This is a genomic window from Cohnella sp. OV330 (assembly GCF_900112065.1).
In the GTDB taxonomy this organism is placed as follows: domain Bacteria; phylum Bacillota; class Bacilli; order Paenibacillales; family Paenibacillaceae; genus Cohnella.
The window spans coordinates 235142-256270 of record NZ_FOKE01000011.1 but is presented as its reverse complement, the minus strand read 5'-3'; the positions used below and the strand labels follow the sequence as shown (position 1 = coordinate 256270).

At 59.5% G+C, this 21129-nt stretch carries 20 protein-coding genes; 15 read left to right on the top strand and 5 right to left on the bottom strand.

Annotation, left to right across the window (positions count from 1 at the left end; genetic code table 11):
* The first annotated feature begins 33 nt into the window (after positions 1–33).
* A complete protein-coding gene (yycI, locus tag BM235_RS24305) occupies positions 34–804 on the top strand; it encodes a two-component system regulatory protein YycI (protein WP_090116829.1) in 771 nt (256 codons plus the stop codon).
* Positions 805–940: 136 nt separating this feature from the next.
* The gene (locus tag BM235_RS24300; RefSeq protein ID WP_090116828.1) at positions 941–1747 is read left to right on the top strand and encodes an MBL fold metallo-hydrolase; all 807 of its coding nucleotides are present in this window, start codon (positions 941–943) and stop codon (positions 1745–1747) included.
* A gap of 5 nt (positions 1748–1752) precedes the next feature.
* Here the strand turns inward: BM235_RS24300 and BM235_RS24295 are convergent, their stop codons facing one another.
* Positions 1753–1950: a hypothetical protein gene (locus BM235_RS24295; protein ID WP_090116827.1), complete on the bottom strand. Its 198-nt coding sequence runs from the start codon at positions 1948–1950 to the stop codon at positions 1753–1755.
* A 144-nt stretch (positions 1951–2094) separates the two neighbouring features.
* Here BM235_RS24295 and BM235_RS24290 point away from each other — a divergent pair, with 144 nt between their 5' ends.
* From BM235_RS24290 to BM235_RS24280, 3 genes are all read left to right on the top strand, one after another.
* Positions 2095–3399, top strand: coding sequence for a S1C family serine protease (locus BM235_RS24290; protein WP_090116826.1), 1305 nt, complete (start codon positions 2095–2097; stop codon positions 3397–3399).
* Between the two features lie 41 nt (positions 3400–3440).
* On the top strand, positions 3441–3608 hold the full coding sequence (locus tag BM235_RS24285) for a CxxH/CxxC protein (protein ID WP_090116825.1): 168 nt from the start codon (positions 3441–3443) through the stop codon (positions 3606–3608).
* Between the two features lie 379 nt (positions 3609–3987).
* Entirely contained in the window at positions 3988–4923 is a 936-nt protein-coding gene (locus BM235_RS24280; RefSeq protein WP_090116824.1) for a transposase, read from the top strand.
* Between the two features lie 307 nt (positions 4924–5230).
* Here the strand turns inward: BM235_RS24280 and BM235_RS24275 are convergent, their stop codons facing one another.
* Positions 5231–6700 (bottom strand): magnesium transporter CorA family protein, encoded by a 1470-nt coding sequence (locus tag BM235_RS24275; RefSeq protein ID WP_090116823.1) that lies wholly within the window; start codon positions 6698–6700, stop codon positions 5231–5233.
* Positions 6697–7404, bottom strand: a complete 708-nt coding sequence (locus BM235_RS24270) for a TrkA C-terminal domain-containing protein (protein WP_090116822.1) — start codon at positions 7402–7404, stop codon at positions 6697–6699. The genes BM235_RS24275 and BM235_RS24270 overlap by 4 nt, the downstream gene beginning before the upstream one ends.
* A 466-nt stretch (positions 7405–7870) precedes the next feature.
* Between BM235_RS24270 and BM235_RS24265 the strand changes: the two genes are divergently transcribed.
* The 7 genes from BM235_RS24265 (at position 7871) to BM235_RS24235 (ending at position 17383) form a co-directional block, all read left to right on the top strand.
* Positions 7871–9616: an ABC transporter ATP-binding protein gene (locus BM235_RS24265; RefSeq protein WP_090116821.1), complete on the top strand. Its 1746-nt coding sequence runs from the start codon at positions 7871–7873 to the stop codon at positions 9614–9616.
* A 77-nt stretch (positions 9617–9693) separates the two neighbouring features.
* On the top strand, positions 9694–11742 hold the full coding sequence (locus tag BM235_RS24260; protein WP_090116820.1) for an ABC transporter ATP-binding protein: 2049 nt from the start codon (positions 9694–9696) through the stop codon (positions 11740–11742).
* A gap of 18 nt (positions 11743–11760) precedes the next feature.
* Complete coding sequence (locus BM235_RS24255; RefSeq protein WP_090116819.1) at positions 11761–12300, top strand: GNAT family N-acetyltransferase; 540 nt, start codon at positions 11761–11763, stop codon at positions 12298–12300.
* A gap of 158 nt (positions 12301–12458) precedes the next feature.
* Complete coding sequence (locus tag BM235_RS24250) at positions 12459–13334, top strand: undecaprenyl-diphosphate phosphatase (protein ID WP_090116818.1); 876 nt, start codon at positions 12459–12461, stop codon at positions 13332–13334.
* Between the two features lie 331 nt (positions 13335–13665).
* Positions 13666–15672, top strand: a complete 2007-nt coding sequence (locus BM235_RS24245) for a DEAD/DEAH box helicase (RefSeq protein ID WP_090116817.1) — start codon at positions 13666–13668, stop codon at positions 15670–15672.
* A 213-nt stretch (positions 15673–15885) separates the two neighbouring features.
* Complete coding sequence (locus BM235_RS24240) at positions 15886–16188, top strand: hypothetical protein (protein WP_090116816.1); 303 nt, start codon at positions 15886–15888, stop codon at positions 16186–16188.
* Positions 16189–16312: 124 nt separating this feature from the next.
* Positions 16313–17383 carry an SDR family oxidoreductase gene (locus BM235_RS24235; protein ID WP_090116815.1) on the top strand — a complete coding sequence of 357 codons (1071 nt, stop codon included), beginning with the start codon at positions 16313–16315 and terminating at the stop codon, positions 17381–17383.
* Positions 17384–17439: 56 nt separating this feature from the next.
* Here BM235_RS24235 and BM235_RS24230 read toward each other — a convergent pair whose 3' ends face one another.
* Together BM235_RS24230 and BM235_RS24225 are read right to left on the bottom strand one after the other, a co-directional pair.
* The gene (locus BM235_RS24230) at positions 17440–17814 is read right to left on the bottom strand and encodes a winged helix-turn-helix transcriptional regulator (protein WP_090116814.1); all 375 of its coding nucleotides are present in this window, start codon (positions 17812–17814) and stop codon (positions 17440–17442) included.
* 86 nt (positions 17815–17900) lie between these two features.
* Positions 17901–18221, bottom strand: coding sequence for a DUF5658 family protein (locus BM235_RS24225; protein WP_090116813.1), 321 nt, complete (start codon positions 18219–18221; stop codon positions 17901–17903).
* Positions 18222–18387: 166 nt separating this feature from the next.
* Between BM235_RS24225 and BM235_RS24220 the strand changes: the two genes are divergently transcribed.
* From BM235_RS24220 to BM235_RS24210, 3 genes are all read left to right on the top strand, one after another.
* Positions 18388–18597 carry a YwbE family protein gene (locus BM235_RS24220; protein ID WP_090116812.1) on the top strand — a complete coding sequence of 70 codons (210 nt, stop codon included), beginning with the start codon at positions 18388–18390 and terminating at the stop codon, positions 18595–18597.
* 465 nt (positions 18598–19062) lie between these two features.
* Positions 19063–20313: a stalk domain-containing protein gene (locus tag BM235_RS24215; RefSeq protein ID WP_090116811.1), complete on the top strand. Its 1251-nt coding sequence runs from the start codon at positions 19063–19065 to the stop codon at positions 20311–20313.
* A gap of 132 nt (positions 20314–20445) precedes the next feature.
* Complete coding sequence (locus tag BM235_RS24210) at positions 20446–21018, top strand: GyrI-like domain-containing protein (RefSeq protein ID WP_255374571.1); 573 nt, start codon at positions 20446–20448, stop codon at positions 21016–21018.
* Positions 21019–21129 lie beyond the last annotated feature (111 nt).

The window sequence follows — 21129 nt, the reverse complement described above, 5'->3', positions numbered from 1 at the left end:
ACAAAGCAAATTTTCGAGGAGGGGGGAGCGAAGGTGGACTGGGGAAGAGCGAAGACCGTTCTCATCGTCGCTTTTTTTGCGCTGAACATCGTGCTCGGTTATCAGCTTTGGCTTGAGTGGCGGGAGAGAATCGACTCGACGGTCGACTGGACCTCCCTGCCCGCCGAGGCCAGGCAGATCATGCAGGAGAAGAACATCCGCATCGAGGCCAAGATTCCGACGGATACGCCGAGCCTGCGCGATATCACGTACAAGCAGCAGGTGCCCGCCGGTACCGCAGGCGATCAGCGGATCGCGATCGAGCCGCCCCGGGAGACGCGCATCGTGTTCAACAACAAGGAGCTGCAGCAGGCGCTGGGGGAAGTCATTCCCGATCTAACGAGATATCAATTCGATTATTACGGCAGCGCCGGGGAAGGCGAGTACGCATTCAATCGCACGGTGGAGGGCCTGCCTCTCTTCGACGCCAAGCTGATCCTCTACTACAGCGAGCAGAAAATTCAGGGATACAGCCAGGACCTGATCGAGACGCTGCCGTCCGAGGGCGGGCCGGACCAGAAGGTGCTGCCGGCGACTCAGGCGCTCACGAGCCTGATCCTCAAAAAGTACTTGCCGGCAGGCGCCGCCGTCAAGGAAGTGCAGCTCGGTTATCACGGGCAAGGCATCTTCAACTCCGATACGCAGGTCGCCGCGCCTTCCTGGCGTATCCTGCTTGAAGACGGAGGCGTATTTTACGTCAACGCGGCCAGCGGCGAAGTTTCCACGGACAAAGAAACTTCGCTCGAACCGCTCTCTGTACCGTAAAATTCGCGAGCGCGACATGAAGTAATTAACGCTGAAGGGCTCTAATCTGATAGAATAAAATAGAGTGCGCGACTATAAAGATCCTTAGAGAGACATATAGCCTTGCCGGAGAGAAGAGAGAAGGGAAACAAAGCTTATGGGACTTCGCTTCACGGTGCTGTCCAGCGGATCGACGGGCAACGCGACCGTCGTGTCCTCAAGCGCGGCGACGGTGCTCATCGATGCCGGTCTAAGCGGCAAAAAAATCGAATCGCTCATGCAGGAGCGCGAGGTGTCGGGCAGCGAGCTGGACGCCATCTTCGTGACGCACGAGCATTCTGACCATATTAAAGGACTGGGCGCATTTGCCCGCAAATACGGCCTCCCCGTCTATGCGAACGAGAAGACGTGGGGCGCTATGAACAAGCACGTGGGCGAGCTGCCGGACGAACAACGCAAGGTGCTGCCCACAGGCGGCGTGATGGAGCTGTTCGATCTGCGAATCGAATCGTACGCCATCTCGCACGATGCGGAAGAGCCGGTGGGCTATTGCTTCCGGTCCGACGGCGCAAAGCTGACGCTGGCCACCGATCTGGGCTATGTCAGCGACAAGGTCATGAGTCAACTGCTGGAGTCGGACGTACTCGTGCTGGAGGCCAACCACGATATCAACATGCTCCGGATGGGCCGATATCCTTGGAATATCAAACGCCGCATCCTCGGCGACATGGGCCATCTGTCGAACGAAGCGGCCGGCGATACGCTATGCCGGCTCGTATCCGAAGGCCGCACCAAACGCGTGTACCTCGCTCATTTGAGCCAGGAGCACAATTTGATGGATTTAGCGAAGCTTACGGTGAATACCGTATTAGAAGATAACGGCGTTTTCTACCAGAAGCACGAGTTCGCCTTGTGCGATACGTATGCGGACCGGCCTACGGCTTGGGATCTGGTGAAGGCCTAAGTCCGTCAGAGCAGATGGCGTTCCAGCTCTTCTTCCATCTCTTCCGACTTCAGGCGCAGTTCCTCTGCGGTGACGATGCCTTTATCGACCAGCACTTCGATCAGCGTGGTAAGCGCCAGCAGCTGGCGATAACGGTCGTCCTTCAGATCGGCGAGCTGCGCCGCGAAGTCTACGAACGACCAATGGGGAGACGTGGGTTTCACGCGCTTGTCCTCCTTGCATTACCAATGGGATTTGTCGTCGGTTTGCTTGCTATGGATCTGTGAATCTATTACTATTTTAGTCAAATCGCTCGCCGTACATTCCATTTTTCTTGGCTTTTATTCGGTCAGCGAGGGAGGCGTCTCATGGGCTTTTTCAAAGACGATTTTTACTCTACCAAAGTAAAGCGGAGCAGCCGGGAGCCGTCCGGCTCCTGGAACCGGCCGAGCCGTTGGGGCCGCCAGAACTCCGCTTTGAAAATAGCGCTCGTCTCTTCGCTGGCCAGCTCCGTGCTGGTTGCATCCCTTTTTTATCTGACCGTCGACCGTCCGAAAAGCGGCGCCGCGGCGCCGGCTATATCTTCCAGCGTCACCGGCGGTTACGACACGAATGAGCGGATCATCTCCGCCGCCGCCAAGGTCGGTCCCGTCGTCGTGAGCGTCATCAATCAGACGCAAGGCGGGTCCGCGAACAACGAGGCAGCGATCCAAGAAGGCACCAGCTTGGGCTCCGGCGTGATCTTCCTGAAGCAAAAAGGGAAGGCCTATATGATCACGAACGCCCACGTCATCGCAGACAGCGTGAAGCTTCAGATCGTACTGTCGAACGGCACCAAAAAGACGGCGACCGTCGTAGGCAAGGATACCATCACCGATCTGGCCGTCCTTGAGACGGACGACAAGGGGATCAATCAAGTCGCCGATATCGGGGATTCGGGCAAGCTGCGCAAGGGCGAGACCGTCATCGCGGTCGGCAATCCGCTGGGGTTCAGCGACTCGCTCTCTAACGGCATCGTCTCCAATCTGAAGACGACGGTGCCTATCTCCCTTAACCAGGACGGCGTCTACGATTGGGAGGAAGAGGTCATCCAGATCTCGGCGCCGATCAATCCGGGCAATAGCGGCGGCGCGCTGGTCAACCTGAACGGTCAAGTGGTCGGCATCAACAGCATGAAGGTTGCGGACACGAGCGTAGAGGGCATCGGATTTTCGATCCCGATCGACGATGCCATGCCGATCGTCGACCAATTGATGGAGCACGGCAAAATCATGCGTCCTTATCTGGGCGTCTACTCGATGGATCTGTCCATCTATCTGGACAATAGCGCCAACTCGGAGGATGAGGCGCCATCCGACGACGCCGAAGCTACGCCCGACTCGAACGGCGACGACGACGATGTTCCGACGGGCGAAGAGCTCGTCGTACCGGACGGCGTGACGGACGGCGTAGTCGTCCTCGAAGCCGTCGGCCCGGCTAAGGCGGCGGGTCTTGCCTTTAACGATATCATCGTAGCGCTCGACGGCCAGCCGATCAGCAGCACCCTCGATTTGCGCAAGTTCTTGTATACGAAGACCAAGATCGGGGATACGCTAGATATCACCTACTATCGTGACGGGAAGAAGGGCGAGCTCAGCGTGAAGCTCGTCGAGAAGACCGAGAACGACGGCTAACCACATGAGCCGATCTTCGGCAAGAGGAAGGACATCTCATCATGTATTGCGTATGTAAAGAACACGTAGAGCTCGCGATCGACACCTTCGTCGACGAATACGAGGATGCGCCCGATCTCGTCAATTTGCAGGAGACCAAGTTCTCCGCCTGGGATCCGCCGCAGCACTGCGAATATTGCAAGGAGCCGGTACACTTTCTCGTCGTCTGAACGAGGCTGCCGAAGCTCCGCCGTTTAGAGAACGCAAGACGCTCCTCAGGGGGCGTTTCGGCGTTCTCTTTTTTATGTCCCTGCTGCTTTCCGCTCCAATGTCCGCTGGATCTCCATCGGCCTGAGTCTACTCTCCGACACGTTTTAACGATATCCCCTTCAGTCAGGAACGATGGCTTGTGCATACATTTTAACGATATCCCCTTTACTCAGGAACGATGGCTTGCCCGACACGTTTTAAAGATATCCCCTTCGATCAGGAGACGACGCTCGCTTCGCAAGGATCGGTACCCGCACCGAAAAGCAAAAAAACAGTAGCTAAGTTAACCATTTTTTGCTATAATAAGAACAAATGTTCCCTTATAGCGAGGTGTAGGCCATGGGCGGAAGCCGATATTCGATTGGAGACGGGATGCCGGTTTATAGCGAGGAAGACTGCGAGGGCGCCCTCTTTATGGCGAAATGGCCGAACGGGTACAAATGTCCCCGTTGTTTGCATCCGCACCATTACAACGTTTCATCAAGGGGACGCCGGTTGTTCGAGTGCATGTCCTGCAGGCACCAGACTTCGCTCACGGCAGGCACGGTACTTGAAGGCACGCGCACGCCGCTCTTCAAGTGGTTTCAGGCGATGTATCTCATGCAGATCGGCATCAGCGCCACGCTGTTGTCCGAGCTTATTCAGGTCACTTACAAGACCGCGTGGCTGATGAATCACAAGCTTCGTTATGCCATCGAACAATGGGACCGGGAGCTCCCGCTGCAAGGACAGCTACAGGTGCTTGGGGAGTTTTACGCATACGAATACAGCCGTCGTTTTAGCAGCATGGGCGCGGAGGCCGAGCATAGGGCGCATCCCGTGATCGTCGGCGCTTCTGTAGTCGAGTCGTCCGGCACCATGACGCGTTTGAAGATCAAGCGGATGGAATCCGCCGCCGGCAGTCCCAATGATTCGTGCGAATTGGAACGTTTTTTGCAGAATCATGCAATCCTTGCGGGGGACGAATCTCACGAGATCAAGGTCTTTGATCGCCGCAATCGGAGAGAACGTTCGGCGCTGCATGCGATATGGAACGAAGCCGTCAGGTGGCTGGCCCGGACGTTCGGAGGGATCGGCCCGAAGCATTTGCAGGCGTATCTTGACGAGTTTTGTTTCCGCCGTATGTTCCGAAGCGATACGATGATCGAATTGATCGGTTTGTGCGGCATGACGAATACGATTATATACCGAGATTTGGTTGGAAAGAGAGGCGGCATCCAACCGATCAAATGGGGTCGCAAGCATGCAAAATCGCGTCAAAAAATCGCTTCATAAGCGCCTCGCGATATATGCAACCGTGTCAATCGTTCAAGAAACGGCGGTATATGCGGAGGATAGCGCACGAATAACCGTATGCACGAAGCTCCGCTCAACCGCCTATGCTTAAGTTACGTACTTTCGTTCGCTTCCTGAGCGAAGGGGATATCGTTAAAACGGGTGAAGAGGGGTGGTCTTCCCGACCCGCGGCCTCACTTGCGCAAACCGGCGAAGAGGGTTAGGGCCCCGGCTCGTGCCCTCACCTATCTATGGCGATATGTGAAGTCGTCGGGCATACACGTGCGTGCCCGACGACAGCGCGACATCAGCTTTTGAACCGCTTGAGCAGCTCCCGGCCCCACTTCCACAAGATGTTGCCGGTGAGGAGGAACGCGACGAGCAGGCCGCTGCAGGTGACGGCGAGCGCGATCCATTCGAATGGCGAATAGCCGGACATTTTGCTCCATTTGATCGGATTTTTCAGATCCTCGATCACCTGGTTCATGCCGTAGATCCCGCTGATGACGGTGTAAATGGTGAGGACGGTCAGCAAGTAGCTGGAGCGGCGCGAGTTGGCGTTTTCTTGATATTTGAACAGATCGGTAAGGGTCTGCTTCACATCCTCGAACAGCTCGTCGTTGCCATACATCCTGCGCAGTTGGAGGAAGATCTCCCGCCCCTGGGATTGCGAGACCACCTCGAGGAAGTTGTACTTGGCCGAGAATGTGGTGATGTCGCGGATGAGCAGCTCAGTCTTCTCCGAATCTCGTTCCATCTGGACGCGGGAATAGGCGTTCGACAGCTTCAACAGGACGATGCGGTGAAAAAGATTCAGCAGCAGGCCGTAATAATATTCGCCGTACATTTTGTTGACGATGGCGTCCGATTTGCGCTCAGGCAGGTTGTTCAGGCAGCAGAAGCAGCTCTCGTCGGTCTGGTAGTAGGCATACGGCGCCCACCGCTCGAGGCCGGTGCTTCGGCAGTATTCCTCGATGTAGGGCATATAATAGGCGCTAATATAGGGATTGCCGTTGTCGTCTAGTCCGTCTAGCCTGGAAGCGCGATAGCGATCGAGGAGCGTTATCTCCGTATTTTCGGGAAAGGAATAGCTCGCCATGACGTACATACGCTCGTCGATCAGGTAAGGCAATTCTTCGAAGTACGCGCCATCCATCGGCGTGCGGTCGAGATGTTCGACCATATGAGGCACGATGGCTTGGAAGATGAAATCCTGGACCTCTTTATAGCACTCGCCTTCGTACTCGACACTCGCGGCGCGGTCCTCGCTGTGGGCGTCCTGGAGCGCGCGGAGACGGTCGGCGAATTCGATCGCCTCCGTCAAGGTTATATTCTCCTTGAGCAGCTGGACGCGAAGCGTAATGAAGCCGGTGTCGAACGGGCAAAGCACGACGTCTACGGCATGCAGGACGAACGGCGCATCGAAATAGCGCGTTCGGAGCACGGCCGTCGTGCCCAATGCTTTGCTCATGCGCTGAAAGCTTTCCTCGTTGTCTTCCGAAGGAAATAGGACATGGTTCGTGAACGGCAGGTAATAACGCTCCATATCGCGGTGCGACACGCGATGCTTCGGTCCGTAAAATGCCTGTTCCAGCTCCAGCGCGCTCAGCCGAAAGGGCGTGAAGCCTTCCCGTTCCAGCGTGTTTTTCACGTCTTTGTGGCAATCGGTCGTCAGGGAGAAGGGAAACAGAAATTGAAAGTGCGCTTCCCGAATCGGCCGATCCGATTCGTCCCCGCGATGAAACGGCTGTACCACGCTATGGTTCTCTTTCTTCATAAAGGTGAGACCGCCTGCCTTTCGTCGCGTTCCATGACCTTCTTCGCTTCAAGTTCGGCGCCGAACGAGCGCTTGATCTGTCTCATGCTCCCGTATACGTACAGCACGTCTCCCGCCTCAAGCGGCGTTTCCATGCGGCGATCGCGGATCGCGATGGTGCCGCGCTTGATCAAGAGGATATTCACGTCCGGCAACCTGTCGCACAAATCCTTGATCGTACGGCCGATGGCGGGCGACGCCTCGCCGATCGGAATGTCGATGAAGGCATCTTCCTTCTCTAAGTATAGCACCTCCTGAATCGCGAGCTCGTGAATCGCGAAGGATTGACGGAAGGCGCCGCTCATTCGCTTCTCCAGCTGCTTGGTCACAGCGGGTATGCGGAGAGCGAGGTAAACGAGAACGAGCGCGCCGGACGCCAGCGACAGCGGGTACAAATGAAAAGCGGGGGCGATGATGGCGCTGACGCAGGAGATCATGACGGCGAGCGAGAAAGCCCCGAACAGAATCAAGAAGATGCCGATCCTTCTGCGCACCGGGTGTCCCAGGATCAGCTCGGACTCCCTGGTCGTGAAGCCGGTGCCGGTCAGGAGCGAGACGACCTGAAAACGCGCGATGGGATGCTCGAGCCCCGTCGCGCGCATAAGGATGGCGGAAATCTCGATGACAAGAAACACGATCAGTATGTAGACGAGTATAAACCCCATAAGGGCGCCGCCTTTCGTTCAAATCCGCGAGCAAGCCCGCGGTGTATATACTTCAGTTATACCCTTTGAACCGGACGCTTCAAGCGTGAGGACGGGCGGAGACGACCCATAATTTTCCGAATACCCCATTGACAGCTTCAGTGGGCCGATGGTAAAGTGGCAAAGTGTCAAATACATTTCACAATTGGAAGGGAGGATTGCGTTCGATGCGTACATTCATGATTGTTCCAGCTGCCGTCGTTGCTGCCTTTGGAAGCGAACGTAATCCGTTAAAGCCCGTTTAATCCAACGATGGATATCAAGGGCGCGCGATTACGTATCCGTAATCGTGCGCCCTTTCTTATTCGCCCCGGAACGAACGAATGTTCGAAAACCGGGACCGAATGCATAGAATAGGCGTATCGCTTACGGGCGGTGCGCCTTTTTGCATGCTTGGATGCGATCGGGAACAGAAGAGAGGGAAAAAATGCTTAGCGTACTTATCAAGTTAAAATGGTTTTTCAGAGCGCATTGGAAAAGGTATACGATCGCGGTCGTGCTGCTCGCCATCGCGGGCATCGTCGACATCGTGCCTCCCAAGCTGCTCGGCAACACGATCGACGGGATCCAGCAGGGGACGATGTCGCAGGGCGATTTCTACCACATCGTCATGCTATGGCTCGGGCTGACGATCGTCGGCTACTGCATCAACTACGTGTGGATGTATCAGCTTTTCGGAGGCTCGATGGTGCTTGAACGGCTGCTTCGTACGAAGCTGATCCGTCATCTGCTGCGAATGACGCCGACGTTTTACGAGCGCAATCGGACGGGCGACCTGATGGCGCGCGCGACGAACGATTTGTGGGCCATCTCGAACACGGCCGGCTTCGGTATCCTGACGCTGATCGATTCATCCATCTTCATGGTCACGATCCTGTTCATGATGGCGGGAATGATCAACTGGAAGCTGACGCTCGCGGCGATGCTGCCGCTGCCGCTCATCGCGCTGGCGATGAAGCACTTCGGCGGCAAGATTCACGACCGCTTCATGAAGGCGCAGGATTCGTTCGGCGAGCTGAACGACCAGGTGCTCGAATCGGTGACGGGCGTTCGCGTCATTCGCGCCTACGTTCAGGAAAAGGCGGACGAGGCGCGGTTTCACGAGAAGACGAACGAAGTGCTTGATCGCAATATCGCCGTCGCCCGCATCGACGCGCTGTTCGAGCCGACGAATAAGATTCTGATCGGACTCAGCTATATTATCGGCGTGTGCTACGGCGGATATCTGGTTTTTCGGAGCGAGATCACGCTCGGAGAGCTCGTGTCCTTTAACATCTTCCTCGGGATGCTGATCTGGCCGATGTTCGCCATCGGCGAACTGATCAACATTATGCAGCGCGGCAACGCTTCGCTCGACCGGGTCAACGAGACGCTCGGTTATGTGCCGGACGTCCAGGACCCGCAGCGGCTCGCCGAGGTGAAGGCGCCGGAGACGCTCGCGTTCAAGGCAGTGACCTTCCGCTATCCGTCTTCGGCGGTAGACAATCTGATCGACGTCGGCTTCGAGCTGAAGCGCGGCCAGACGCTCGGCATCGTCGGGCGCACGGGCAGCGGCAAGACGACGCTGCTCAAGCAACTGCTTCGGGAGTATCCCGCGGGCAGCGGGGAAGTGTCGATCTCCGGCGTGCCGATCCAAGACATCGGCATCGACCGTCTGCTCGCCTGGGTTGGCTACGTGCCGCAGAACCCGATCCTGTTTTCCCGGACGATACGCGAAAATATCTTGTTCGGTCAAGAAGAGGCCACGCCGGAACAGCTGCAGCATGCGCTCGTCCGGGCCTCTTTCGCCAAGGACATCGCCTTCCTGCCAGACGGGCTTGAGACGCTGGTCGGCGAGAAAGGCGTGGCGCTGTCCGGCGGGCAGAAGCAGCGCGTGAGCATCGCCCGGGCGATGATCGCCGATCCGGAGATCCTCATGCTGGACGACGCGCTGTCCGCCGTCGATGCGCGGACCGAGGCCGAGATCATCGAAGGCATCCGCACGGAGCGGGCCGGCAAGACGACGCTCATCGCGACGCACCGGCTGTCCGCGGTTCAGCATGCGGACCTCATCCTCGTCCTGGACGAAGGCTATGTCGTCGAGCGAGGCACGCATGAAGAGCTGCTGGCGCACGGCGGCTGGTACAAGGAACAGTACGATCGGCAGCAGCTCGAAGCGATCGTCGAGGGTTAAGCGCCGATATTCGCGCAAGCCATCCTAGTCGTCCTTAACGAAGCGAAGAGAAGAGAAAGAAATGAAGGTGACCAATCATGACAGGCAAGCGTTTATACCGCTACGCACTGCTGTATAAAAAAACGATCATCTGGGCGCTGGTGATGCTGGCGTTGGCGGTGTGCGCCGAGCTGCTCGGACCGATGCTGGCCAAGCGGATGATCGACCAGAACATTCTGGGCATCGAGAAAACCTGGTACCAGGTTCAGGCCAAGCAAAGCGACGCGGTCTCCTACCGAGGTAACTGGTACGTGAGAAACGACCATCTGCCGGCAGACGCGGACCGCAGCCCGGCTCTGGCCAAGCGCGTGCTCCAGGAGAAGCGCAGCTACTACTGGGTCGACAGCGACTTGGCGTTCGACGGCGCGCGTTCGGTCACGGACGGCACGATGACCGTGACCGCCAAGGACGGCCGCAGCGCGCAATATGCGGCCACCAAACTGACGAAAGCCGAATTGTACCAGTTCTACAAGCCGGAGGTGCCGATGCTGCTGCAGCTGGCTGCCGCGTACTTCGGGCTGCTGCTGCTCGCCGCGGCGTTCACCTACGGGCAGAAGCTGCTGCTGCAGACGTCGGCGAACCGCATCGTGCAGCGCATGCGCGAGGACGTATTCGCGCATACGCATCGCTTGCCGGTGCAGTACTTCGACAACCTGCCTGCGGGCAAGGTCGTCTCGCGTATAACCAACGACACCGAAGCCGTGCGCGAATTGTTCGTGGCGGTGCTGGCGAACTTTTTCTCGGGCATCGTCTACATGACCGCGATCCTGGGGGCGCTGTTCCTGCTCGACACGAGCCTCGCGCTCATCGCCCTGCCGCTCATACCGATGTTGGCGATCTGGATCGTCCTTTACCGCAAGTATGCGGGCAAGCTGAACAACGTGATCCGCGCCAAACTAAGCGATATCAACGGCATGATCAACGAGTCCATCCAAGGGATGACGATCATCCAGGCGTTCGGCAGACAGAAGAAGATGGCCAAAGAGTTCGACGAGCTCAACGAGGACTACTTCAATCACCAGACGAAGCTGGTCAGTCTGAACTCGATTACCTCCCACAATCTCGTGAACGTCGTGCGCAATCTGATCTTCCTGGCCGTCCTCTGGATGTTCTGGGGCGGATCGCTCAGCAGCGCGGTCACGGTCGGCGTGCTGTACGCGTTCATCGACTACATGAACCGGATGTTCCAGCCGATCGTCGGCATCGTCAACCAGCTCTCCAACCTGGAGACGGCAAGAGTATCCGCGTCCCGCGTATTCGAGCTGCTGGACGAACCGGGCATCCCAGTCGAGCAAGGCACCGCGCCTCGCAGCGGCGGCGACGTCCGCTTCGAGCATGTGACGTTCGCCTACAAGAAGGGCGAGAACGTGCTCAAGGACGTGAACTTCCACGCCCGCCAGGGCGAGACGGTCGCGCTCGTCGGACATACAGGCTCCGGCAAGAGCTCGATCCTGAACCTGCTATTTCGTTTCTACGATATCGAAGAGGGCAGCATTAAGGTGGACGGCGTAGACGTCCGCGATATCCCGAAGCAGCAACTGCGTACGCATATGGGCATCGTACTGCAGGATCCGTTCTTGTTCACGGGAACGATCGCGTCGAATGTGAGCCTTGGCAACCCCGCGATCACGCGGGAGCGGGTCGAGCAGGCGCTGCGCGACGTCGGCGCTTACGACATGTTCATGAGCTTGCCCGGCGGGCTCGACGAGCCCGTCATCGAGAAGGGCGCGACGCTGTCCGCGGGCCAGCGGCAGCTGATTTCCTTCGCCAGGGCGCTGGCTTACGATCCGGCGATTCTGATCCTAGACGAGGCGACGGCCAGCATCGACACCGAGACCGAAGCCATCATCCAGGCGGCGCTTGACGTACTCAAGAAAGGCCGGACGACGTTCGTCATTGCCCACCGGCTGTCCACGATCCGTCAGGCCGATCAGATCCTCGTGCTGGACCACGGCGTCATCGTCGAGCGCGGCGATCATGAGCGTCTAATGCGGCTGCAGGGTAAATACTATGCGATGTACCAGCTGCAAGGCGGCGCTGCAGTCGAGCATGCCGACGTCGAAGCGACGGAAGCGGCGGCTAAATAAAGCGGGGAGAGAAACGGAATGACGAATATTCGCACGGAAACGAATGAGGATATCGAAGCGGTCAGGGAGGTCCACTTGGCCGCCTTCGGCGGGCGGGAGGACGAGAGCCGGCTCGCGGACCGCATACGCGAGTCCGCCGGTTTCGTGCCCGAGCTGTCGCTCGTGGCGGAGTCGGACGGCCGGATCGTCGGCCATATGCTGATCAGCAAAGCGGAGCTTGTGGACGGCCAAGACGCGACGGACACGCTCGTGCTGGCGCCGATCGGCGTGCTGCCTGACGCGCAGGGACGCGGCATCGGGGGCGAGCTGATCCGGGAAGGCATCCGCCGGGCGGAGCGGCTTGGCCACAAGCTTATTTTCCTCATCGGCCATCCGTCCTACTACCCGCGGTTCGGCTTCAAGCCTGCGGTAGATAGCGGTTTTGTCCTGATGCAGTTCGACGTGCCGGACGACGTGTTCATGGTGCTGGAGCTGGCAGAAGGCGAGCTGGCCCGTCTCGCGGCGACGCGCAAGGAGAAGTACGGGGAGCTGAAGTATCCCCAGACGTTTTTTGCCTGACCTGCGAAGCAAAAGATCGCATGGTCGCGCTCGAATCCTTCCCCGAAGGGTACTATAGTAGCGGAAGCCTGGGCCCCAGTCCATTAGACAAGGACCCTTCATTCCCTATAAACTAGACCATAGGAAATCGGAATCGGGAAAGGGAGTAGAGCGTACATATGTCATTCCTGGAAATTCTAAAAGGCATCATCATCGGCATCGTCGAAGGCGTCACGGAATTCGCGCCCGTCTCTTCTACCGGTCACATGATCATCGTCGACGATCTGTGGCTCAAGACGGAGGACTTCCTCGGCTCGGACGCGGCGGTCGCATTCAAGGTCGTCATCCAGCTCGGCTCGATTCTGGCGGTCGTCGTGCTGTTCTGGCGGCGGTTCATGGACTTGCTCGGACTTCGGAAACTCAAGGGCAAAGACGCGCGCATCGAAGCGGAGCATGAGGGGACGGGAGAATGGAGCGGTACAGGCACCGGCCGGCTGAAGCTGATGCAGGTCATCGTCGGACTCATCCCGGCGGGCATCCTGGGCTTCCTGTTCGACGATACGATCGAGGAACACCTCTTTTCCACCGAGACGGTGCTCGTCGGCCTCGTCCTGGGCGCGATCCTCATGATCGGCGCGGATCGGCTGGCGCCGAAGCGTCCGACGGCGAATACGGTTGACCAGATTACCTATAGACAGGCGCTTCTAATCGGCCTTATTCAGTGCTTCTCGCTGTGGCCGGGCTTCTCGCGGTCCGGCTCGACGATCTCGGGCGGCGTTTTGCTCGGACTCAGCCACCGTGCTGCGGCCGACTTCACCTTTATCATGGCCGTACCGATCATGGCAGGCGCGAGCCTCATCACGCTGCTCAAGAACTACCAGTACATTACGGCCGACATGCTACCGTTTTACATCGCAGGCTTCGTCGCAGCGTTCTTGGTCGCGCTGGTGGCGATCCGGTTCTTCCTGAACCTGATCAACCGGATCAAGCTCGTACCGTTCGCCATCTACCGGATCGTGCTGGCCGTCGTGCTGGCGCTGGTAATCTGGCTGTAACTAATAAATACGGCTGGCCGGGCATTGTCCGGCGCAGCCGTTTTTAATGCGTAGACCGTTTTAACGGTATCCCCTTCCGTCAGGAGAGGAAGCCCGTTACAAGAGGGTTTAAGCAGATTAGACGGCATTCGAACGCATTTGAACGATATCCCCTTCCGTCAGGAAGAAAGATGCATCCTGATCGAAGGGGATACCGTTCAAATGGGTAAAATAAGGAGACGGCGCCATGGAAATAAAGGGCGGGCCGAAATGCGGAAATCGACAATTAATGTGGTAGGATAGGAGTACGAATGCGCGGACAGCGGTCCGCGAATATAAATGAGGTGCTATTGTGGCAGAGTTTGGACCATTGGGTGTGGCGGCGCGCGCATCCGAATTATTGCATAGCTTGGGCATCAAGCAGCCGACGCCGGTGCAGGCGCAGACGATCCCGGTCGCCCTGACGGGCAAGGACGTCATCAGCCAGGCGCAGACCGGTACGGGCAAAACGCTCGCGTTCGTGCTGCCGATGCTGGAGCGGATCAAGCCGGAGGTGCCGTATCTGCAAGGGTTGATCGTGACGCCGACGCGCGAGCTCGCGATCCAGATTACGGCGGAGATCAAGAAGCTGCTGCCAGTCTATGAGGGCGTGCGCGTGCTGGCAGTCTACGGCGGCCAGGACGTCGAGGCGCAGCTGCACAAGCTGGAAGGCAACATGCACATGATCGTGGCGACGCCGGGCCGGCTGCTCGATCATATGCGGCGCGAGACGGTCAGGCTGTCCAACGTGCGCATGATGGTGCTCGACGAAGCCGACCAGATGCTGCACATGGGCTTTCTCGGCGAGGTCGAGGAGATCATGTCCAAGACGCCGAAGGACAGGCAGACGATGCTCTTCTCGGCGACGATACCGGACAAGATCCGGAATCTGGCCGGCCGCTATCTGCGGGACCCGCAGGAAGTGACGGTCAAGGCGAAGCAGGTGACGGTCAAGGATACGGCGCAGCTCGTCATCGAGACGACGGACCGGGCCAAGCAGGCAGCGCTGGTGGCGATGATCGAGGAGACCCAGCCTTACCTCGGCATGGTCTTCTGCCGGACGAAGCGGCGCGCGAGCACGCTGAACGAAGCGCTGCAGGCGATGGGCTACAGCAGCGACGAGCTGCACGGGGATTTGTCGCAGGCGAAGCGGGAGCAGGTCATGCGGAAGTTCCGCGAGGCGAAGCTGCAGATTCTGGTGGCGACGGACATCGCGGCGCGCGGGCTTGACGTCGAAGGCGTGACGCACGTATATAACTACGACGTGCCGCAGGACGCGGAGAGCTATATCCACCGCATCGGCCGGACGGGCCGTGCGGGCGAGTCGGGCATGGCGATCACGTTCGTCTCGCCCAAGGACCGCGGGGACCTGGGCGTGATCGAAGACGGCATCGGCATGTTCATCGAGCGGCGCAAGATCGGCGAGGCCGGCGGCAGCGTGGCTGCCGAAGGCTCGGCGACGGTGAAGACGCGGACGCCTGGCGCATTCGGCAAGCGCGCGGGCGCAGCGGGCGCTGGATCGCGCAGCGGCGCGACGCGAGGCGCCGGAGGCGGGCGCCGCGGCGAGAGCCGCGGAGACGATCGCGGCGCGCGGGGCGAAGGCCGCGGCGCGGTACGCGGCGGCGTCGTGCGCGGGGCGCGCGGCGATAGCGCAGCGGCGCTCGGCGGTCGCGGTACCGCGGAGCGGGGTCTGCGCGGCGGCGCCGCGAACGCAGGCGCCGGCCGCGGCAAGGGCGTACCTGCGCGCGGCGGACGCGACGCAGGTGCCGGTGGCGGCGCAGGCGAGGAGCGCGCCGCCAAGTGGTGGGAGCAGGGCGAGTACTTCGCCCCGGCTCCCGAAGAGCGCGCGGCGGAGCCGCAGGCTCAGCGCCGCAGGCCGGGCGCGGGCGGCCCGGGCAATGGCCGCCGCGAAGCCGGCGCCGGCAGGCCGCAGGCGGCGCCGGGCCGCGGGCCGCGCAGCGGCGGCAGCAGCGCGGGCGAGGGCCGCTACGCCGGCGCATCCGCGCTGGGCGGCAGGGCCGAGCGCGCCGGCAAGCCAGGCGCGCCGGCAGAGCGGCCTAAGCGCGGCGGCGACCGCGCATCGTCGGGCCGCGGCGAGCGCAGCTTCGGCGCCGGCTCAAGCAGCGGCGGCGCGGGCAGCTTCGCCCGCGGCAGCGAGCGGCCGTCCGGCGGACGCAGCGGCGGCAGGCCCCAGGCCGGAGGCTCGCGGGACGGCGGACGCAAGCCGTCTACCGGCGGGCGGGGCGGCTTCGGCGGCGCTCCGGGCGGCGGAGCGGGCCGCGGCAAAGCGCCTTCGCGTTCGCCGAAAGGCCGCAAATAAAGCCTGACAAGCAGCGAAACGCTTCGCGTACGAAAACGTGCGCGAGGCGTTTTTTTGTTTTTTCTTCAGCTGAATCTTGCCGTTCTTATCAAACGATTGAATGACTCACAAATGTAGCATGGAATCGCCGATAAAAGCCGTAGGACGCTTTTGTCCGTGCCGACGGCGCTAAGAATATATTTTTTTCCATTATTCGCAAAAGGGGATAACGAAATGAAGACGGAAATTTTGCAGCAGGTGACGATCGTAGACATGAACGAGGAGTTGTTGACGCGCGTCGACTTCTCCCATGCGGTGGACGTGCCCGGCTCGCTGGCGATCGGCTGGTCGGTCGTCACGTACCCGCTCGGCTTGAGAGAGTTCGAAGTCGTATACGACCGCCGGGAAGAACGCACGGTGAGCAGCAAGGTTGTCGATATCGAAGTGGATACGACGGGAGAGAAGAGCGCGCTTCGCGCATACTTGGAACCGATTACGCTGATCATCGGACAGCATGACGTAGGGGCGGCGGAGTAGCGCTTGGACAGCGTCGCGACGCTTTTATTACTTGGAAGTAACTAGATGACTTGAAGGTGCGTACTGTTCACTTCTCCTCCTTTGCCGCACAATGGGTTCAACCGAAGCGAGGAGGAAGATGAGCATGAATGATACGAATACGGAAGTCCGCAAAACGGCATTGGTGATCGGCGCGAACGGCGTGATCGGGCGGAACCTGATCGATTATCTGGCGACGCTGCCTGAATGGGACATCGTCGGCATATCGCGGCGCGGTGGCGAAAATACCGGTCGCATCCGCTACGTGGCGGCCGATCTGCTAGACGAGGCGGATACGCGCGACAAGCTGGGCGGGCTGACCGATATCACGCATATTTTCTATGCGGCCTATCAGGATCGTCCGAGCTGGGCCGAGCTCGTCCAGCCGAATCTGGCGATGCTCGTCCATACGGTGGACGCTGTCGAGCCGATCGCGCCGGGCCTCCGGCATATCAGCTTGATGCAAGGCTACAAGGTCTACGGCGCGCACCTCGGTCCGTTCAAGACGCCCGCGCGCGAGACGGATGCCGGTCATATGCCGCCGGAGTTCAACGTCGACCAGCAGCAGTTCCTCGAGCGGAGGCAGCCTGGCTCTACGTGGACTTGGTCCGCGCTGCGGCCCTCCGTCGTAGCCGGCTATGCGACCGGCAACCCGATGAACCTCGCGATGGTCATCGCGATCTATGCCGCGATATCCAAGGAGCTGGGGCTGCCGCTGCGCTTCCCGGGCAAGCCTGGCGCATACGGCAGCCTGCTGGAAATGACCGACGCCGGCCTGCTGGCCAGGGCGACAGTATGGGCGGCGACCGATCCGCGCTGCGCGAACCAGGCTTTTAACATCGCGAACGGCGACCTCTTTCGCTGGAACGAGCTATGGCCGAAGATTGCGGCGAACTTCGGGCTCGAGACCGCGCCTCCGCTTCAGATGTCTTTAGAGACCGTGATGGCGGACAAGGCGCCGCTGTGGGATGCGATGGTCGAGAAATACGACCTCATGCCGAACAGTTACGACGATGTCTCATCCTGGCGGTTCGGGGATTTCGTTTTTTCGTGGGATTACGATTTCTTTGCCGACGGCACGAAAGCGCGCCGCTTCGGATTCCATGAATTCATAGACACCGAAGAGATGTTCATGGGGATCTTCGAGGACCTGCGCCTGCGCAAGGTCATTCCTTGATCCAGGCGCATGACGAGGCCGGCTTCGCCGTTACTGGCGGGGCCGGCTTCGTTCGTTCAATCGGCGTCCTGCGGCGGCTCGAACAGCACGCGTCCACGGTCGCCGTAGGAACGCTCGATATGCGCGTCGCCCCATTTGCACATGAGATGAAGCAAATCTCTCAAGCTCCGGCCGTAAGGCGTCAACTCATATTCGACCTTGGGCGGCACCTCGTTGTAAACGATGCGCGAGACTACGCCGTCTGCCACTAATTCGGACAACTGCTGCGATAGAACCTTTTGCGTAATCGAAGGGATAAGCCGCATCAATTCGCCGTTGCGCCGCTTGCCGAAGGTGAGGTAGAAGAGGATGACCGGCTTCCACTTGCCGCCGATGACTTCGAGCGTCGCCTCGACGGCGGTGTTATAAACTTTTACAGGCTGCTCTTGCATCGCGATATCGCCTCCCTGGCCTTACACGTATCGTATCGCTTGAACGCTGCAGCCGCAAGAGAAGGCGTGTATCGTAACGACCAAGTTTAGGGGGTTGCCGCGGCGACCCCGATCCAGATGACGTGATAGATAGCGACGACTGCGTACAAAGCGGTAGCGAGCGAGGTCCCGACACGAACGATCGGACGCTCGGGCGTATGACGGAGCAAGAGCAGCAGGAGAAGCGGCAGGAGGGTCTTGTAGCCGTAGAAAAGGAGGACGTGGGATTCGTACAACGCCTTCGCGATCGGATTCGCTTCTTGGACCAACTGCAGTCGAATGCCGGAATCCGTCGCCAGCGCATCGAATACGGAAAGTACCAGGAGCAGATACGGGTTCCGTGCGCTGCCGCGGGCAGTCAGTAACATAACAGAGTGCCTCCTTTAGATACATATTGTATCATTGCGGAGACACTTCAGCTAGTCCATGTCCACGAAGATGCACCGGGCTCGCCGTCTTGATATGATGAAAGGGTCGGACAAAGCGAGAACAGGCAGCCACAGATGTGCTTGGTACAGGAAGGAATGAGCGTATATGGCAGGCAGCGGGCGGAACCGCAGCGACGTCAAGCCCGGACTGACGGTGGATATCGTATTGAAGCAGGATCAGCGTACGGGGAAGCTGACACGAGGCATCGTGAAGGATCTGTTGACCAATTCGGCCACGCATCCGCACGGCATCAAAGTGAGGCTCCAGGATGGTCAGGTCGGCAGAGTTCAGGCGATTCTGACCGAAGGGGAGTAAGCGTCGAGGGAGCTGCAGCGCGTTTGAAGGATATCCCCTTCGCTCAGGAGGTTGATTCCTGATCGAAGGGGATACCGTTAAAACGTGCTGGAGACGGCTTCGCAGCTTCAAGCAAAATAGTAAAGGACCGCGTCGGCGAGTGATGCCGCACGGTCCTTTGCCGTTTCAGGCTGTCCCAGCTGTCCTGGCATGGGATATCAAGCAATCGATCTTTGGTACGCAGACCTGAAAGGCAAGCGATGCACGCCTAACTACGCATACCATTTTGCAACTTTAACCAACGTGTCGCGTCCTTATAGTCGAAAGCATGCGCATTCATCGACCGGCGGAGTAGGGATGCGGAAATTTGGGGAGCGGGTTATGAGACGCGAATACATCCTGCTAGCGCCGATCGGTCCGTCGCCGAATGAGTCATAGACTTGAATGCGCACGTAGGCAGGCAGATCAAGAAGAGGAGGAATGTTTATGTCTACTATCGTAAAAAGAAGCTTGCTCATGGTAACGGCGGCATTCGCCGTATTCACTGCCAGCGCGATCTCGCCGGCAGCGGCAGCGGACGCGGATACGCAAGCTGCGAATGAAGTTACGCCGGTTTTGGTCGTTGATCCCGCGCCGGATGTCGCCAGGCTCGACCTGGTCCGGCACGAGATGAAGATCAAGCTGAACGGCTCGGGCGCCACGCTCGACGGCAAGGCGGTGGCGACTGCGAAGCCGGTCCTCAAGGACGGCCGCGTCTACGTGGCGCTGCGCACGCTCAGCCAATCCGGCGCAGTATCGGCGATCGCCTGGGACCCGAAGTTGAAGCAGTTGCGCGTCACGGCGAATGCCAAGATCAATCCGGGCCTGACGGAGCTGAACTTCCGCATCGGCTCGGACCGCGTCTACGACGGCGAAGGGAACATGCTGCCGGCCGAATACTATACAGCGCCCAAGCCGTTCCTCCAGGACGGCGTCGCCTATGTGCCGGTGAAAGCGCTGACTTGGCTCGGTCTGTCGGCGGCGACGGCCGACGGCCAGGTCGTCTGGAAGTGGAGCGAAAAGCCGGCGCAGGTCATGCGGGCTTCCTGGGATACGAACGAAGCGGAGACGACGTTCACCGTGCTGTACCGCAAGGAGCTGTACGCGCCGCAGCTGATGGCCTCGACCAGAGCAGGCTCCTGGGCGGGCGGCTCGGACGGCAGCCAGGTCGTCGCCAAGGATATCGAGATCGACGGCAACCTGTACAATCGGATCCGATTCACTGCGCAGCTCCATCCGGGCATCAACCTTTTGCAGGCTGCCCCTGTCGGCTCGAGCGGCCCGGAGTTCAAGGTCGTCCGCCACGTCGACGATCCGAGCACCGTGCCGGTCAACCTCACGGAGGAAGCGCAGAGCTACCTGACCGTCGAGGCGCCGACGTCGGGCTTCGTCGAGACGAAGGCGGGGACGCCGATCGCCGTAGCCGGCAAGGTCAACGACCCGCATAACCTCGGCTTCGACGAGGTGACGGTCGTCATTCAGAAGTACGCGCCGCAAGGCTCTGGATTTGCTCACCAGGTGTACGAGACGGTGGGCAAGCAGGACATCGCGATCAAGGACGGCGCGTTCAGCGGCTCGATCACGCTTAAGGAAGCGGGCTCCTACTGGATCGCGATCAATAGCCCTGCGTATATTCCCTTCCCGGAGAGCGGGCTTTCGGCTACCCGTTGGGCGGATTTTTTCGTAGAAGCGAAGTAGAGAGGGAGCATTCTTCGATAGACTATAAGGGTTCAAACCCGCGATTTGCAGGTAAGGGATTAGACGAACGATTGCGATCGCGCGTCTCCGCAGCCGGCCATCGGGCACCCGAGCCGAGGAAGAGGGGCGCGCATGCTCATCATAAAAGCAAAGGAGCTGAGTTCCATGTCGCAGCACGAGCAGATGAACCTGAATCTAAAATTGGATGAAGCCGGTCGCGCCGCGGACACGGAGGCATCCGCAGGAGACATCGTCCTCTACGAGATGCCGGGCTTCGAGGCCGTCGGGTTGAAGTGGGAAGGAACGTTCGCAGGCGCGGAGGCGGGCGAAATCCGGGATCTTCAGGACGAGTTAAAGAGGCAGCTGGACAAGATTCCAAAGTTGACGCAGCCCGATATTTTGCTTGGCCTCTCGTCCCATGTGGTTAAGGAAGGCTTCTTGCATTACGCCGCCGTGGAGGTGCCGGAAGGCGCCGCGGTGCCGGGAGACATGATCCGCATCGAGGTGCCCGCGCTGACCTGCGCCAAATACGAGCATAAGAAAGGGCAGTCCATCGGCCTGTCCTATAGCAATATGTACGCCTGGATCGAGAAGCAAGGCTACAAGGCGGCGGGCGGCGAATTCACGCATATCGAGCTGTACCCGATGGCGCAGGATTCGCACGATCCGAACCCTGCCTTCACGATTCTCATCCCGATCTCTTGACGGCCAGCGAATAGCGAGCGGTATACCCGCTTCTCGTTTCCGCTTGCGGCCTGTTGCCGCCGGAGCGCGCGTCTTGCGCGTCCGGCGGTTTTTTCGTTTGTCCGCGGTCTT

What these genes read in the sequence shown, in the direction of transcription:
- BM235_RS24300 (WP_090116828.1), top strand. Translation starts at nt 941, where the DNA reads ATGGGACTTCGCTTCACGGTGCTGTCCAGCGGATCGACGGGCAACGCG.
- BM235_RS24290 (WP_090116826.1), top strand. Translation starts at nt 2,095, where the DNA reads ATGGGCTTTTTCAAAGACGATTTTTACTCTACCAAAGTAAAGCGGAGC.
- BM235_RS24285 (WP_090116825.1), top strand. Translation starts at nt 3,441, where the DNA reads ATGTATTGCGTATGTAAAGAACACGTAGAGCTCGCGATCGACACCTTC.
- BM235_RS24280 (WP_090116824.1), top strand. Translation starts at nt 3,988, where the DNA reads ATGGGCGGAAGCCGATATTCGATTGGAGACGGGATGCCGGTTTATAGC.
- BM235_RS24275 (WP_090116823.1), bottom strand. Translation starts at nt 6,700, where the DNA reads ATGAAGAAAGAGAACCATAGCGTGGTACAGCCGTTTCATCGCGGGGAC.
- BM235_RS24270 (WP_090116822.1), bottom strand. Translation starts at nt 7,404, where the DNA reads ATGGGGTTTATACTCGTCTACATACTGATCGTGTTTCTTGTCATCGAG.
- BM235_RS24265 (WP_090116821.1), top strand. Translation starts at nt 7,871, where the DNA reads ATGCTTAGCGTACTTATCAAGTTAAAATGGTTTTTCAGAGCGCATTGG.
- BM235_RS24260 (WP_090116820.1), top strand. Translation starts at nt 9,694, where the DNA reads ATGACAGGCAAGCGTTTATACCGCTACGCACTGCTGTATAAAAAAACG.
- BM235_RS24255 (WP_090116819.1), top strand. Translation starts at nt 11,761, where the DNA reads ATGACGAATATTCGCACGGAAACGAATGAGGATATCGAAGCGGTCAGG.
- BM235_RS24250 (WP_090116818.1), top strand. Translation starts at nt 12,459, where the DNA reads ATGTCATTCCTGGAAATTCTAAAAGGCATCATCATCGGCATCGTCGAA.
- BM235_RS24240 (WP_090116816.1), top strand. Translation starts at nt 15,886, where the DNA reads ATGAAGACGGAAATTTTGCAGCAGGTGACGATCGTAGACATGAACGAG.
- BM235_RS24235 (WP_090116815.1), top strand. Translation starts at nt 16,313, where the DNA reads ATGAATGATACGAATACGGAAGTCCGCAAAACGGCATTGGTGATCGGC.
- BM235_RS24230 (WP_090116814.1), bottom strand. Translation starts at nt 17,814, where the DNA reads ATGCAAGAGCAGCCTGTAAAAGTTTATAACACCGCCGTCGAGGCGACG.
- BM235_RS24225 (WP_090116813.1), bottom strand. Translation starts at nt 18,221, where the DNA reads ATGTTACTGACTGCCCGCGGCAGCGCACGGAACCCGTATCTGCTCCTG.
- BM235_RS24220 (WP_090116812.1), top strand. Translation starts at nt 18,388, where the DNA reads ATGGCAGGCAGCGGGCGGAACCGCAGCGACGTCAAGCCCGGACTGACG.
- BM235_RS24215 (WP_090116811.1), top strand. Translation starts at nt 19,063, where the DNA reads ATGTCTACTATCGTAAAAAGAAGCTTGCTCATGGTAACGGCGGCATTC.
- BM235_RS24210 (WP_255374571.1), top strand. Translation starts at nt 20,446, where the DNA reads ATGCTCATCATAAAAGCAAAGGAGCTGAGTTCCATGTCGCAGCACGAG.